This window comes from Xenorhabdus japonica (assembly GCF_900115195.1).
GTDB classification, from domain to species: domain Bacteria; phylum Pseudomonadota; class Gammaproteobacteria; order Enterobacterales; family Enterobacteriaceae; genus Xenorhabdus; species Xenorhabdus japonica.
Map to the genome: position 1 here is coordinate 93,704 of NZ_FOVO01000005.1, position 17,081 is coordinate 110,784.

The 17,081-nt window shown below is 49.8% G+C and carries 2 protein-coding genes; one reads left to right on the top strand and one right to left on the bottom strand.

Features of this window, described 5'->3' with window-relative positions:
• Nucleotides 1–171 precede the first annotated feature (171 nt).
• On the bottom strand, nucleotides 172–15,855 hold the full coding sequence (locus BM135_RS03620; protein WP_092517906.1) for a non-ribosomal peptide synthetase: 15,684 nt from the start codon (nucleotides 15,853–15,855) through the stop codon (nucleotides 172–174).
• Between the two features lie 1,032 nt (nucleotides 15,856–16,887).
• Here BM135_RS03620 and BM135_RS16870 point away from each other — a divergent pair.
• A complete protein-coding gene (locus BM135_RS16870) occupies nucleotides 16,888–17,043 on the top strand; it encodes a hypothetical protein (RefSeq protein ID WP_175485937.1) in 156 nt (51 codons plus the stop codon).
• Nucleotides 17,044–17,081 lie beyond the last annotated feature (38 nt).

Here is a 17,081-nt window from a genome sequence, read left to right on the forward strand (position 1 = left end):
CTTGGTCGTGCCTTTTAGCCGCCACTGATTTTTTTCCCGAATAGAAAAAATTCAGTGGCGGGTTCTTTATCTTAGTTCTATTTGGGAAGAGATGTCCGGCCATTATAAACATCTTTAACCGGACAATACCGCCGTCAATAATCGCTTGCTATTTCTGCAATACCACTGACATTAAACCGCCTCTGTTTCACAATTCATTGCCAACGCTATACTTAAGGTTTTAGCCAAAATGGTTTTATTTTCACTATCCTCCATCAGGCTAAAGTGGTCACCCGGTACAGATGTTAGCTGGAGCAAAGAGTCAGGCACAACCTGCTTCCAACCTAACGACGGTTCCATACCAAAGGAAGGTAATTCGGCTTCCGTAACAAAAGGGAGCTGCGGATAAGGCTCTCTTGCATAAAATTGGTGGAGCGTTATCGCCAATGCTTGTGGCTCATATTCTTTGACCATTTGCATATAATTTACCATCTGTTCCCAACGTTTTGCGATCAAGTCAGGACGCAGGTTTGCCGGATAGAGTTCCAGTCCCTGCGCCGCAGCAATAAATTGTACCAAATTCAGTTTATCAATTCCCTGATGCAATACCGCAATCTCCTCTTCATGTTTTCCCCCCGACTGTTTTGCCAGTTCAGCAAGAAACTGGAGTTTTGGTTGAATGACCTGCTGCTTGAAACAATGAGGGGCTGGCGTATCAATCAAACCCAAGAAATCGACGGTTTCACCGGCATGCAAAAGTTGTTGGGCAATGGCATAAGCCAGTACACCACCAGAAGAGTAACCGTAGATCCGGTATCGGCCTTCCGGTTGAACCGCTTTCATAAAGGTGATCATTTTGGCGGCCAGCGCTTCAATAGTCGATATCTGCTCTTCATTGATAGACGGCCAAGCTAATGCATAAATCGGATAGCCGGACTGAATATGTTGAGCCAATCCAAAAACATAGGAGTAATCATCCATGCCGCTAGGCACAAAGAATAGCGGCGGTTCCGTTCCAAATGGCCGCACAGGTATCGCACTGCTTTGCGGCTGAGATAGTGGATCTAATGTGATTTTTGATGCCAGTTCAGCCAGCACAGGGAATTGGAATAGGTTATTCAATGTACACATCAAACCACGACCGGCGGCAAGGTTTATCATCCGCATAGCAAGCAGCGAATGTCCACCCAAGGCAAAGAAATTGTCATACCGGCCTATTTGCTCAACCTCCAGCAGCTCACACCAGATGGCAGCCAATGCGATCTCAACCTCTCCCTGTGGCGCTTCATAGGCTTGATGAGCAAAGGCATTCTGATCAGGGTCCGGCAGTGCCCGACGATCCAGCTTACCGTTAGGGGTTAGAGGAAATGCGTCCAGACGTACAAAAGCCGCCGGCACCATATAATCAGGCAAAATAGCACTCAGATGTTCACGCAGCCGAACAGCCAATCCGTTATCTTCTTCCGCCACGACATAAGCGATCAGACGTTTATCCTGCCCATCCCCCAGAGCCAGTACGATAGCTTCACGCACCGCCGGATATTCTATCAACCGAGCTTCGATCTCACCCGGTTCAATACGGAATCCCCTGATTTTAACTTGCTGGTCGTTACGGCCAATAAATATCAGGTTACCATCCGGCAAGTAACGGGCTAAATCTCCGGTTCGGTACATCCGTGCTTCCGGTGTCTGATTAAATGGGTCAACCAAGAAACGTTCAGCGGTCAGATCAGGACGGTTGAGATAGCCACGCGCGACACCATCACCACCAATATACAATTCCCCTGCCGCCCCCAATGGAACCGGCTGGCCACAGGCATCCAGCAGATAAACACAGGTGTTGGCCGTCGGACGTCCAATAGGCGTTAATACATTGATATAATCTGCCGGACAATGCCAAGTGGTGGCACATACCGTGATTTCTGTCGGGCCATAAGCATTGAACAACGTGGCTCGGCCACACAGTGATTGGAGCAGTGCCGCACTGGGAGCTTCTCCACCCAGTATCAGTGTTGGCTTTATGTTTATCTCCGGTAAATCCGCCCCATCCCTCAACAGAGCCGGTGTCAGGCAGGCATGAGTCACCGCCTGTTCTTCCAGATAATGCCACAGGCGGATCGGATCCTGACGAACCGTGTCGGCAGGAATATCCAAGGTGGCACCACCACACAATGCCATCATGATTTCCCAGACGCTGGCATCGAAACTAAATGAGGCGAATTGCAACATTCTGCTATGGGAATGAATGTCAAATTGGCTGATTTTATCTCGGATAAGGTTGACTAACCCACGATGTTCAACCATCACCCCTTTCGGCATACCGGTCGAGCCGGAAGTATAAATCACATAGGCCATATGCCGTGAAGTTAACGCAGGAGTCTGCGGGTTGTTGTCCGGCTGGTCAGGCAGGGTATTCGGGTCAAGTACGGTTAATTTCGCCAGTGCTTCTTCACCCAGTGCGGCACGACCAGTATTATCCGCCAGTACCACCAACGGAGCGGCATCATCCAGCATATAAGCCAGACGATCAGCCGGATAGGCGGGATCCAGTGGTACGTAAGCGCCACCCGCTTTTAGGACTGCCAATAGCCCCGCTATCCTTGATGGTGCACGTTTCACACAAATCGCCACCCGTTGATCAGGCTGCACACCCAATTCGATTAATTGGTGAGCCAGCCGGTTAGCATAACCGTTCAGCTCCGCATAACTGAAAATTTGCTCTTCATAGATCAACGCCGTGGCATCAGGGTTTTTCTCCACTTGTTGTTCGAACAGTTGATGAATGCACAGTTGGTCAGGATATGCTGTTTCAGTTGCGTTCCAGGTTTTCAGTAATAAATTTTTTTCTGTCTCAGGCAGGATTTCCAGCATCCGCACCGGCGTTTCCGGAGCCTGTTCAAGGGCTTCCACCAAACTTTCCAGCGCCCGTTGCATATAACCACAGACCCGCTCCGGATCAAATGGCTGGACAATTTGCGCGGTTAAACCCAGCGCTTCACCAAAATCTTCCACTGACAGCGTAAACGGATAATTGGTTCGCTCCTGTGCGCCAAGGAATTCAACACCGTCCATGATTTCATTCGAAGCCGTCGGCAATGCGTTGTGCCGATAGTTCAGCAAGGTACTGAACAGTGGAGTTCCGCCTTGTACTCCACTGCAACGTTGAGCCAGCGCCAGTGATGCATGCTCATGTGCCAACAATCCCGCCAGCCAGCGATGTGTCACCTGTACACTGTCCTGTACCGGTGTATTATCTATATCCAGCCGTAACGGCAAGGTATTGATAAACAATCCCATGCCATTGTCTGCACCTTCACCGGCTGCCATGCGCCCGAACAATACGGTGCCGAATACTACTTGTTCCTGTCCGCTGGTACGTGACAACACCTGCGCCCAAGCCAGATGACACAAGGCAGCCAGGCTAACGCTCAGACGCCGTGCCTGACTGCGTAAACGTTCGTTCAGCTCTGCGGACAACATCCGGTGCGATTCTGTGACTTGCGAACCATCATGATGAACCTCTGTCAATCCGAACGGCAACGTAGGTTCCTCCACCTCAGCCAACATGTCGGTAAAGAAGCGAATATGCTGCTCCTGACTTACCCCCAGCCGAGCCTGCGCCACCAGATTGCGGAAAGGTGCCGGCGCAGGTAAATCGTTTTCCTGCCCATCAAGATAGGCCTGAACTTCGTTGCTCATCACATCCAACGCAGTATGATCACCAATCAGATGATGCATCAGTTGCAATACAATCCAGCGACCATCGCTCTCAGGTGCCACGACAAAACGCAGCAACGGCGCCTGTCCCAAATCAATACGATATTGGCGCGGATCGAAATGTTGAGCTAACTGGTCACTGACTGATCCGTCGGCGGGATCCAGTGTCAATTCAGACACTGATAATCGCACTTGACGGCAAACCACCTGAGCAGGAACAGATAATCCTTCCCAGATAAAAGCAGTACGCAGGATGTCATGGCGATCAATGACCTGTTGAACCGCAGCCAGATAACGATCCAACAGAGGACGATCAGCAAAAGCCATTCGACCAGCCAGCAAATACGGATCACCGTCATGTGCCAATAGATGGTGGAACAAAATGCCGTCCTGTAACGGCGACAACGCATAGATATCCTGAATATTGGCAATCCCGCCCGGGATCTGTTCGATAATGCGATCAATCTCAGGCTGAGTGAGATCAATCAACGGTAACATTTCCGGTGTCAGCTTCGTCGTTGCGGGCGTAATGACGTTGGCAGGCACACATTCGTCCTGATTCAGTTTCAAGGTTTGGGCAAGTTCAGACAATACAGGAGATTGGAACAGGTCACGTATTGCCAGTGTAAAACCCAGATTACGCAAACGTTCAACCATGCGTACCGCGAGCAATGAATGACCACCCAATGCAAAGAAACTGTCATACCGGCTTATCTGCTCAACGCCCAGTAGGTCATGCCAAATCGCGGCGAGGGCGGTTTCCGTTTCCCCTTGTGGTGCCGCGTAAATCTGGCGGGCAAAGGCTTCTTCCCCTGGCATCGGTAGCGCCCGACGATCCAGTTTGCCGTTAGGTGTCAGCGGAAATGCGTCCAGACGTACAAAGGCCGCCGGCACCATGTAATCAGGCAATGACGCGCTCAGATGTTCACGCAGACGATTAACCAATCCATCATCTGCTTCTGCCGTTTCTACTACTTCTGCCGTTTCTACTACTACATAGGCAACCAGACGTTTCTCCTGCCCATCACCCAGTGCCAATACTTGTGCTTCACGTACCGCAGAATGTTCTGTCAGCCGAACTTCAATTTCCCCTGGTTCAATTCGGAAACCACGGATTTTAATCTGCTGATCGTTACGGCCAACAAATACCAGATTGCCATCCGGCAAGTAGCGAACCAAATCTCCGGTTCGATACATACGTGCATTGGCTGCGCCACTAAATGGATCAGCAAGGAAACGTTCACTGGTCAGTTCAGGACGATTGAGATAGCCACGTGCAACACCGGCACCACCAATATACAGCTCACCTACTGCTCCCAAGGGTACCGGCTGACTGAGGGCATCCAGCAAATAAACACAGGTGTTGGCCGTCGGGCGTCCAATCGGAATGAATCCCCCCTGATAGTTTGATGGACAACGCCAAGCGGTGGCACAAACGGTAATTTCTGTCGGGCCATAGGCATTGAATACCGTTGCCCTGTCACTCAGTGCCTGAAGCAAGGCCACACTGGGAGCCTCACCGCCCAATATTAGTGTTGGCTTGATGGTCATCGCCGGTAAATCAGCCCCATCCCGCAACAGGGCAGGTGTCAAACAAGTATGCGTTACCGATTGTTCTTCCAGATACTGCCACAGACGGCGCGGATCCTGACGAACCGTATCGTCAGGAATAGCCAGACTGGCGCCACTGCATAATGTCATCATAATTTCCCAGACACTGGCATCGAAACCAAATGAAGCGAATTGCAACATCCGGCTATGGGAATGAATGGCGAACTGAGTGATTTTATCCCGAATAAGGTTGACCAACCCACAATGTTCAACCATTACCCCTTTCGGTGTCCCCGTCGAGCCAGAGGTATAAATCACATAAGCCAGATGATGGGCGGTCAATGCAGCGATTTGTGGGTTATGATCCGGTTGATCGGTATCTGGCTGATCAGGTAATGAATTCGGATCAAGAACAACTTGCTGCGAAAGTATTTGCTCATTTAATACTGAGCGTCCGCTATTATCTGCCAATAAAATAGCCGGTGCAGCATCGGTCAAAATATGGTGCAAACGCTCACCCGGATAAGCGGGATCTAGCGGCACGTAAGCACCCCCTGCTTTCAATATTGCCAACATCCCCACTATCCGTGCCGGTGAACTTGCCATGCAAATCGCCACCCGTTGATCCGGCACGACACCCAGCGCGACAAGCTGATGCGCCAGCCGGTTAGCACGGATATTCAATTCCGCATAGCTCAGAGATTGGTTTTCATATACTAACGCTGTGGCATCCGGTGCATTCTCCACCTGTTGCTCAAACAATTGATGAATGCACAGTTGGTCAGGATAGGTTGTTTCGGTCGCATTCCAGGTTTTCAGCAACAATGTGCGCTCAGTGGCTGGCAAGATTTCCAACATCTGTACTGGCATTTCCGGCGCCTGTTCAAGCGCCTCAGTCAGGCTTTCCAGAGCCTGCTGCATATAATCGCATATCCTTTCTGGATCAAAGGGTTGCACTACCTGAGCAGTCAGCCCCAAATCGGAACCACCATCCTCTACCGATAACACAAACGGGTAGTTGGTTCGCTCCTGTGCCCCCAGAAATTCAATTCCGTTGATGATTTCATCCGGTGTGACCGGTTGTGTATTGTGTCGGTAATTCAGCAACGCATTAAACAACGGTGTCCCACTGGCTACCCCGCTGCAACGTTGAGCCAGTGCCAGTGATGCATGTTCATGCGCTAATAATCCAGCCAATCGGGTGTGGGCGGCCTGTACACTCTCCTGCACCGGCGTTTCATCTATATCCAACCGTAACGGCAGGGTATTAATAAACAGCCCCATGCCATTGTCAGCACCTTCGCCAGCCTGCATACGCCCGAACAGCACCGTGCCAAACACCACTTGCTTCTGACCACTGGTACGCGACAATACCTGCGCCCAAGCCAAATGGCACAGTGCCGCCACACTGACGCCCAAACGCCGTGCCTGATTACGCAGACGACTATTCAATGCAGGCGTCAGCATTCTGTGTGATTCCGCCACCTGCGAGCCGTCATGGTGTACTTCCATCAATCCGAACGGCAGCGTCGGCTCATCCACCGCCGCCAGCATATCGGTAAAGAAACGGGTATGTTCTTCCTGACTGATCCCCAATTGAGCCTGAGCTACCAAAGTACGAAAAGGTACTGGCGCAGACAAACAGTCTCCCCGTCCGGTAAGATACGCCTGCACTTCGTTGTTCATCACTTCCAGCGTGGTATGGTCACCAATCAAGTGGTGTAACAGTTGCAACAAGATCCAGCGGCCATCAGTATCCTGAGCAATAACAAAACGCAACAACGGCGCCTGACTCAGATCAATACGATGCTGACGCGGATCAAAGCGTTGGGCCAGTTGGTCACTGATCGAGCCGTCAGCCGGATTGAGTGTCAATTCTGTGATAGATAAGGGAACTTGGCGACAAACTACCTGAGCCGGAGCGGATAATCCCTCCCAGATAAAAGCGGTACGCAGAATATCATGGCGGTCAACCACCTGTTGAACCGCAGCCAGATAACGATCCAGCAAAGACCGATCCGCAAAAGCCTGTTGGGTTATCAGAAGATAAGGATCGCCTTCGTTTGCCAGCAAATGGTGGAATAAAATGCCATCCTGTAGCGGTGACAAGGCGTAGATATCCTGAATGTTGGCAATCCCGCCAGGAACTTGTTCCACTATGCGGTCAATCTCCGGCTGAGTCAGATCAATCAACGGCAACATGTCTGGCGTCAGCGTAATCATATCCGGTGTAATGCCGTTGTCAGGTACTCTGATTTCACAATGTTGAGCCAGAGACTGAGCCAAGACACTGAGTGTCGGCTGCTCGAATAGCGTTTGAACCGATACGCCCAACCCCATACGCCGCAGACGTTCAATCATCCGCACAGCAAGCAGTGAGTGCCCCCCCAGCGCAAAGAAACTGTCGTGCCGGCTAATCTGCTCAACCTCCAGCAATTCACTCCAGATAGCGGCGAGCGCGTGCTCAATTTCGCCTTGCGGCGCTTCGTAAACCTGACGGGCAAAAGCATGTTGATCAGGTGCCGGCAACGCCTGGCGATCCAATTTTCCATTCGGCGTCAAGGGGAATTCATCCAAACGCACAAAGGCCGCTGGTACCATATAATCCGGTAATCGCGCACTCAGATGTTCACGCAGAGTGACAGCCAGTCCGTTATCCACTTCTGCTACTATATTATTTTCTATCGCATTATTTTCCACCACATAGGCAACTAAACGCTTATCCTGACTGTCACCCAACGCCAGTACCAATGCTTCACTCACCAATGGATGTTCGGTTAGGTGCGCCTCAATTTCCCCCGGTTCAATACGGAAACCACGGATTTTCACCTGTTGATCATTACGACCAGCAAACACCAAATTGCCATCCGGCAGGTAACGGGCTAAATCCCCAGTGCGATACATACGGGCATCAGTGTCATCACTAAACGGATCCGTCAGGAAACGTTCGGCAGTAAGCTCAGGGTGATTGAGATAGCCACGGGCTACACCCACACCGCCAATATATAACTCACCTACTGCGCCCAGCGGCACCGGCTGACCGTGTTTGTCTAACAGATAGAGACGTTTGTTAACTGTCGGTTTACCGATGGGAATTAATCCCCCCGTATAGTCTGACGGGCAATTCCAAATGGTGGCGCAAACGGTGATTTCCGTCGGGCCATAAGCATTGATCAAATCCGCCCTGCCGCACAATGTTTGAAACAAGGCGGTAGCCGGTGTTTCTCCTGCAAACATTAATGTGGGTTTTATGGCTATTTCCGGCAAACCGGTGCCATCGTGGAACATGGCTGGTGTCATACAGGCGAGTGTTATTCCCTGTTCTTCCAGAAAATGCCAGAGACGGTGCAGATCTTGCCGGATTGTTTCAAGTGGAATAACCAGCATAGCCCCACTGCTCAACGCCATCATGATTTCCCAGACGCTGGCATCGAAGCCAAATGAGGCAAACTGCAACATCCGGCTGGTAACACCAACATCAAACTGAGCAATGTGTTCCAGCGTCAGGTTAACCACACTCTGATGTTCAATCATCACCCCTTTCGGTCTGCCGGTAGATCCGGAAGTGTAGATCACATACGCCAGATGCCGTGAGGTGAGTTCAGGAACCTGTGGGTTACTGTCCGGCTGATCTGGCAGGGCATTTGGATCGAGTACTGTGAACATCTTCAGTGCTTCTTCACCCAGTGCCGCCCGTCCAATACTATCCGCCAGCAAAATAGTGGGCGCAGCATCAGTGAGCAAATAAGCCAGACGTTCACCCGGATAAGCCGGATCCAACGGTACATAAGCGCCACCCGCTTTCAACACCGCCAGCAATCCCACTATTCTCTCCGGTGAGCGTGTCACACAAATGGCTACCGGCTGGTCTGGTATGACACCTAATGCAATCAGTTGATGCGCTAATCGGTTGGCGCGGGCATTCAATTCAGCATAGTTGAGTGTCTGGTTTTCATACTTTACTGCTATGGCATACGGCGTTCTCTCCACCTGTTGCTCAATCAACTGATGAACACACAACTGTTCAGGATACGGCGCTACGGCCGCATTCCAGGTTTCCAGCAATAATGTCCGCTCAGTGGATGACAAAATATCCATAGTCGTGACTGGTTGTTGAGGATGACTCACCATTGCCCGCAATAGGGCCTGCAAATAGCCGACCTGTCTTTCAATCGTTTCAGGGTTGAACAGAGCCGAAGAATAATTCAGTTCCCCAACAACTTCACCCACCTTCTCCGTCAATTCCAGTTGCAGATCGAATTTAGCAATATCGTATCCCTGTACGACTGGCGTCACCGCTAATTCCGGTAGTTGCCACTCTTCTGTATCATTCTCCTGCCAGGCAAACATCACCTGAAATAACGGGGTATGTTCTGGTCTGCGCGGCGGTTGTACGATCTCAACCACCTGTTCGAAAGGCAGATCCTGATGCTCTTGCGCGTCCAGTATCGTCTGCCGTACACGCCGGAGTAGTGTGACCATATCCGGTGTACCGGACAAATCAATGCGCAATGCCAGGGTATTGACAAAGAATCCGATCAGCGGCTCGATCTCCCGCCGGTTGCGGTTGGCGCTTGGTATACCGATCACCAAATCATCCTGCCCAGACAGACGTGACAATAATGCCGCCCAGGCGGTCAGCAATGTCATAAATAATGTGGCACCGTGTTGTTGTCCCAACTGTTTCAGAGCCTGTACCAACACGGCATCAATCTGCACAGGTATCCGGCCGCCGGTAAATGATTGGCGGGATGGGCGGGGTCGATCTGTCGGCAATTCCAGCAATACAGGAGCATCGGCCAGTGTGCGCTGCCAGTAATCACTCTGCGCCCACAACCCTTCAACAGAGAAGACCTTACGCTGCCAAGCGGCATAATCAGGATATTGAATAACCAGCGAGGGCAATGGATCAGGCAGTTCATTCAAGCAAGCCGAATAAAGGGCGCTCAGTTCTGATTTCAATATCCCTAAAGACCAGCCATCAGACACAATGTGATGCTGAGTCAGTAAGAAAACGTAATCCCTATCAGTCCGTTGTATCAGCGCGCAACGGATTAAGGGACCACGGGCAAGATCAAACGGCGTTTCTGCTTGCTGTGCGCACAGAAGCTTAAATTGTTCATCTATTTCAGGCACGCTACGCAGATCGTATTGTTTCATCGGCAAACCATATCCCGCCGGCAACAATTCAACCTGAGGCTGACCGTCAACCATGATAAAAACTGAACGCAGCGCTTCGTGACGGGCAAACAGACGATTTAACGCCTGCTGCCAAGCGGCAATATTAAGCTGACCACGCAAATGCAGTGCCAACGGAATATGATAGGTATCACTGACGCCATCAAACTGAGCCAAAAACCACAAACGCTGTTGGGCGAATGACAGTGGTAAAGCACTAGCACGGGATACGGGAATAATCTCAGACAATTTATTCCTTCCCTCATTGCGTTGGGCGCTAATCCTCTCAGCAAAGGCCGCGAGTGACGGTGACGTAAATAAAGCAACCAGCGGCAATTCAACACCGAAAGCGGCGATACGATTCATGACCCGTACCGCTAACAGTGAATGACCACCCAACGCAAAGAAGTTGTCATAACGGCTGATCTGCTCAACGCCTAATAATTCACTCCAGATAGACGCCAATGCGGTTTCTATCTCTCCTTGTGGTGCTGCGTAAACCTGACGGGCAAAGGCATTCTGCTCCGGCGCCGATAACGCCCGACGATCCAATTTGCCGTTTGGTGTCAGCGGGAAGGCGTCCAGACGCACAAAAGCCGCCGGCACCATATAATCAGGCAAAATAGCACTCAGATGCTCACGCAAACGGGCAGCCAATCCGTTGTCTTCTTCCGCGACAACGTAGGCAACCAAACGTTTATCTTGCCCGTCATCCAGCGCCAGTACCCACGCTTCGCGCACCGCAGGATATTCTGTCAACCGAGCTTCGATTTCAGCCGGTTCGATCCGAAATCCGCGGATTTTAACCTGCTGATCGTTACGGCCAACAAATACCAGATTGCCATCTGGCAAGTAGCGAACCAAATCTCCGGTGCGATACATTCTCGCATCAATTGCATCACTAAACGGGTCAACCAGAAAACGCTCATCAGTCAGATCGGGGAGATTGAGATAGCCGCGTGTCACGCCGACACCACCAATATACAGCTCTCCCACTACCCCCAATGGCACTGGCTGACCGTAGTCATCCAGCAGATAAATTCGGGTATTCGCCGTTGGACGCCCAATAGGCGCTAACGCCTCGGTATAGTTTAGCGGACAGCGCCAGTGGGTGGCACATACGGTAATTTCTGTCGGACCATAGGCATTGAACAGTGTAGCCTGACGGTGCAATGTCCGAAGTAACGTCGGGCTGGGTGCTTCACCACCCAGTATCACGGTCGGTTTTATCGTCAACGTCGGTAAATCAGCCCCATCCCGTAGCAGAGCCGGCGTTAAACAAGCGTGCGTCACCGCTTGTTCTTCCAGATAATGCCAGAGGCGGTGCGGCTCCTGACGAACCGTGTCGGCCGGAATGGCCAAACAGGCTCCACCAGCCAGCGCCATCATGGTTTCCCAGACACTGGCATCGAAACCAAATGAAGCGAACTGCAACACGCGATTACCGGAATGAATACCAAACTGGACAATTTTATCCCGAATAAGATTGACCAACCCACGATGTTCAACCATCACCCCTTTGGGCACGCCGGTAGAACCAGAGGTGTAAATCACATAGGCCAAATGACGGGAAGTCAGCTCCGCTACCTGCGGATTGCTATCCGTTTGATCAGGTAAGGAATTCGGATCAAGCCGACTGTTCGGATCAACCAAAGTCAACCCGACAAGCGCTTCCTCGCCCAACGCTACCTGTCCGGTCTCATCAGCCAATATTATTGAGGGAGCCGCATCATTCAGGATATGCGCCAGACGTTCCCCCGAATAAGCTGGCTCCAGAGGCACATAGGCACCACCGGCTTTCAACACCGCCAACAAACCCACCACCCGCGCCGGTGTGCTTGCCATGCAAATCGCTACCCGCTGATCCGGCTTGATTCCCCATGCTATCAATTGATGGGCCAGTCGGTTAGCATCAGCATTCAATTTGGCATAGCTAAGGGTTTGTCCTTCATACACCAACGCTGTGGCGTCAGGCGTTTTTTCTACCTGTTGTTCAATCAACTGATGGATACATAACTGTTCAGGATACGGTGTTTCAGTTGCGTTCCAGGTTTCCAGCAATAATGTACGTTCCGTTTCAGGCAAAATGTTCAGTGCCCGTACCGGTGTTTCCGGTGCCCGCTCCAGCGCGTCTGCCAGACTTGCCAACGCTTGTTGCATATAACCACATATCCGATCCGGCTCAAACGGCTGTACTACCTGCGCAGTCAGCCCCAGAGTAGAACCCCCGTCCTCGACCGACAGCACAAACGGATAGTTGGTTCGCTCCTGTTCACCCAGGAATTCGATACCCGCTATCGCCTCATGTGGGATCAACGGCTGCTCATTATGCCGGTAATTCAACAAGGCGCTAAATAGTGACGTGCCGCCAGCTACCCCACTGCAACGTTGAGCCAGTGCCAGTGAAGCATGCTCATAATCCAACAATCCGGCCAGCCGGGACTGTGCCAACCGTACACTGTCGTGCACCGATGTATCATCTATATCCAGTCGCAGCGGCAATGTGTTGATAAATAACCCCATTCCACTATCAGCCCCTTCCCCCGCCGCCATGCGTCCGAACAGTACAGTGCCAAACACGACTTTATTCTGTCCGCTGGTTCGAGATACCACCTGCGCCCAGGCCAGATGACATAACGTTGCGACACTGACGCCCAGGCGTTTTGCCTGCTGACGAAGGCGGTTGTTTAACTCTGGCGATAACATCCGGTGCGACTGTGTGACCTGAGAACCATCACGATGCACCTCGGTTAGGCCAAACGGCAGCGTCGGCTCATCCACGTCAGCCAGCATGTCGGTAAAGAAACGGGTATGCTCTGCCTGATTGATATTCAACCGAGCCTGCGCCACCAGATTGCGGAAAGGCACCGGTATCGGCAAATTGTCATCCTGTCCGGCAAGACACATCTGCACTTCGCGATGCATCACTTCCATTGTCGTATGGTCGCCAATCAGGTGATGCTGCAATTGCAGCACATGCCAGCGGCCATCGGTTTCCTCCGCTACTGTTTCTTGTGCTACTACAAAGCGCAACAAGGGAGCCTGACTCAGATCAAAACGATACTGACGTGGGTCAAAATGGTGAGCCAATTGCTCACCCACTGGCCCATCAGCCGGATCCAGAGTCAGTTCAGTGACCGATAAAGGCGCTTGACGCCAGACCACCTGCACCGGTGCAGATAATCCCTGCCAGATAAATGCAGTTCGCAGGATATCATGGCGATCAACCACCTGTTGTACTGCCGCCAGATAGCGATCCAGCAGCATCCGATCAGCAAAAATCATCGGATAGGTCAGCAGATAAGGATCACCTTCCTTCGCCAGCAAGTGATGGAACAAGATACCGTCCTGCAACGGCGACAGGGCATAGATATCCTGAACATTAGCGATCCCGCCCGGCACCTGTTCAACAATATGGTCAATTTCGGACTGGGACAGATCAGTCAGCGGCAACATTGCCGGTGTCAGCACAGTAGTCGCTGGGGTAATAACATTCGGTGGTATCACTACAGCCTGATGTTGTTCCAATGTCTGAGCCAATTCTGATAGCACCGGACACTGGAACAGGTTACGGGCGGCCAGTGTCAATCCCAGACTGCGCAGGCGTTCAATCATCCGTATTCCGAGCAAAGAATGGCCACCCAGCGCAAAGAAACTGTCATGTCGGCTAATTCGCTCAATACCCAGTAATTCGCGCCAAAGGGTTGCCAGAACAATTTCTTTCTCTCCTAGCGGCGCTTCATAAACCTGACGGGCGAAGGCGTTCTCCCCCGGTGCCGGCAACGCCCGACGATCCAATTTACCATTCGGCGTCAATGGAAATTCATCCAGACGCACAAAGGCCACCGGTATCATATAATCCGGCAACCGTACACTCAGGTGTTCACGCAAGCGAGCGGCCAATTCGTCATTCTCTTGGGTCAGCACATAGGCAACCAGTTGTTTGTCCTGCCCCTCCCCTAACGCCAGCACCACAGCTTCACGTATCGCCGGATATTCCACCAATCGAGCCTCTATTTCCTCTGGTTCAATTCGGAATCCGCGGATTTTCACCTGCTGATCGTTACGGCCCAGGAATTCTAGATTGCCGTCCGGCAAATAGCGGGCTAAATCTCCGGTGCGGTACATACGCGCATTCGGTTTATCGCTAAATGGATCGGTGAGAAAGCGTTCAGCGGTCAATTCAGGGCGATTGAGATAACCGCAAGCTACTCCGTCACCCCCGATATAAATCTCACCGGTTATCCCCAATGGCACCGGTTGACCATCAGTATCCAGTAAATAAATCCGGGTGTTGGCAATAGGTCGACCAATAGGAATAGAAGTCGTACCCGATGTTAATCCGTGAATAGGGTAGGTAGTGGTAAATGTGGTTCCCTCACTCGGACCGTAGGCATTCAATAACTTTTGTGGTGGGTTCTTATGCAGCACTTGAGCAATGACATGCGGATCGAGAACATCTCCCCCGACCAGCAGCATTTTAAGTTGAGGTAGCACCGGAGATAGCTCCTCCGCCAATCGGTTAAACAGCCCGACACTCATCCACAAGACCGTAATGCGATGCGCCTGTAACGCCTGGACAAAATCTCGCGGCGTCAGCAACGTAGTATGATCAATAATCACCAGCGCAGCACCGTTGAGCAACGGTGCCCAAACTTCGAAGGTGCTGGCATCGAAAGCCGGATTAGCGGCAAAAGCAATCCGGTCATTGGGTTCGATATCAGTATAGCCATTATTGATAACCAGCCGGACGACAGCCCGATGGGGCACGATGACCCCTTTTGGTATACCCGTCGAACCGGAGGTATACATGATATACGCGGGCTCGGCACTGGCACCCAATAAATCAAGATTACGATGCTCTTCTTTCGTGATCGGTTCTGTCTCACAAGTGAGACGGAGCCGCGGGATAACCAATTCAGCCGGAATCTCCGTCTGCATATCAGTCAGCAGTAATTTGGCGGCACAATCGTTTATCAGCCAGTTTTTCCGTTCATCCGGTACGTTGGGATCGACGGGGACATAAACCGCACCAGACTTAAGGATAGCTAACTGAGCCACCACCAGTTCGATTGAGCGTTCTAACAGGATCGCTACATGGTCACCCAGGCAAATCCCCTGTTCAATCAGTTGACAAGTCAGCCAGTTGGCCCAAGCGTTCAGTTCCGCATAACTCAGTGTCTGGTCTCCGGCGATTAACGCTATGGCAGCCGGGGTTTTCTCTACCTGTTGTTCAAACAACTGATGAATACATACATGGTCAGGATATGGGGTTTCCGTGGCGTTCCAGGATGCCAGCAACAGAGTACGTTCAGACTCAGATAATCCATTAAACTTTCCCGCAAATATGTCATTACCTACCTTTTCTGACGACACATTCACTAACCCTGATTTAAGGGAGTTTTCCTTGCTGGTAATACTGTCTTTCATCTACTTACTACCTCAACGAATCTATTGGATATTTGAAAATTGTTATTCCCAGAAACCATCAAAAATGTTTTTCTTTTATTTTTAGGAGAAATAACAACGGGCACGCCAAGCATCGAAAGATACTCAGACAATATTTGTCTCAGGCGCTGGATGTCATAGTTTGGTTAATAACCGCACAGCCAAAAATAATGTGACAATAATTTTCCAGACAACGGAATAAAGGATTCATTTGATGAACCATAAGAAGGCATTCTATTTTTTTCCTGTTTTTTAGATAAGCGTTTTTGATCTACATCAATTTTTTGTTACGCTGAATTCCACAACTAAATAAAAATGGATCTGTTGAATATATCTATTGGCATGAGCGCTAAGTCCTTGCTGTATTTTATCCATTTAGTATTAATATCTAATTGAAATTATTTCAGATGAAATAAAGTATTTATGAATATATATAACCCCTAACAACCAAGGAACAAGGCAGGCCAAATTAAGTCACTGATTATCAACAAGTTACAATAAACACATGTATATTTACCCATATAAAAAATAAACTAACTTTACTACATGTTATTTTATAATAATCAAATTGCATAACTAATGTAAATGTAAACAATGATTATATTTAATACCGAAACAAAACAATTTAGAGTGAACACTAATTTTCGTACATATTCCTTTGCAATAATGGAAAAACATTATGAATATGAAAGCTCATTGAATTTAATACCATTACAAAATAATATTAAAATAAAAAAATAACATTACTAATTATTTATTTAAACATATATTTTATTTTCATTGATGGAAAAATTAGTGACATAAAATCACAATCTCCAGCTAATATTTATAAATAATCAGCATATTAAACTTATAAAATTAATATAATAAACAAAATGACCATAATATTATAAATATAAATTCATTAATTCCATTAACTCTACATAGTTTCTATGGAAAATTATTAGGTATGTAAGAACCTATATTACTATTAATATCAAATGTAGTTCCCAAACCGTACAGACACAATAGAAGGTGTGGCTGCAATACCGAACGATCCATCGCCTCGTAAGTTATCGGGCTTTTCAAGGCATCAGTAAAGCTCAACCGCAAGTCGGTTTCCTTGATCATATCGAGCAGAAGTCACAGGTTATTGATAGTATTGAGGGAACGTTAGAACTGGCTGATTAAGCCGATTTAAGTAAACTTTTGGTAAAAAAGGCGCAATT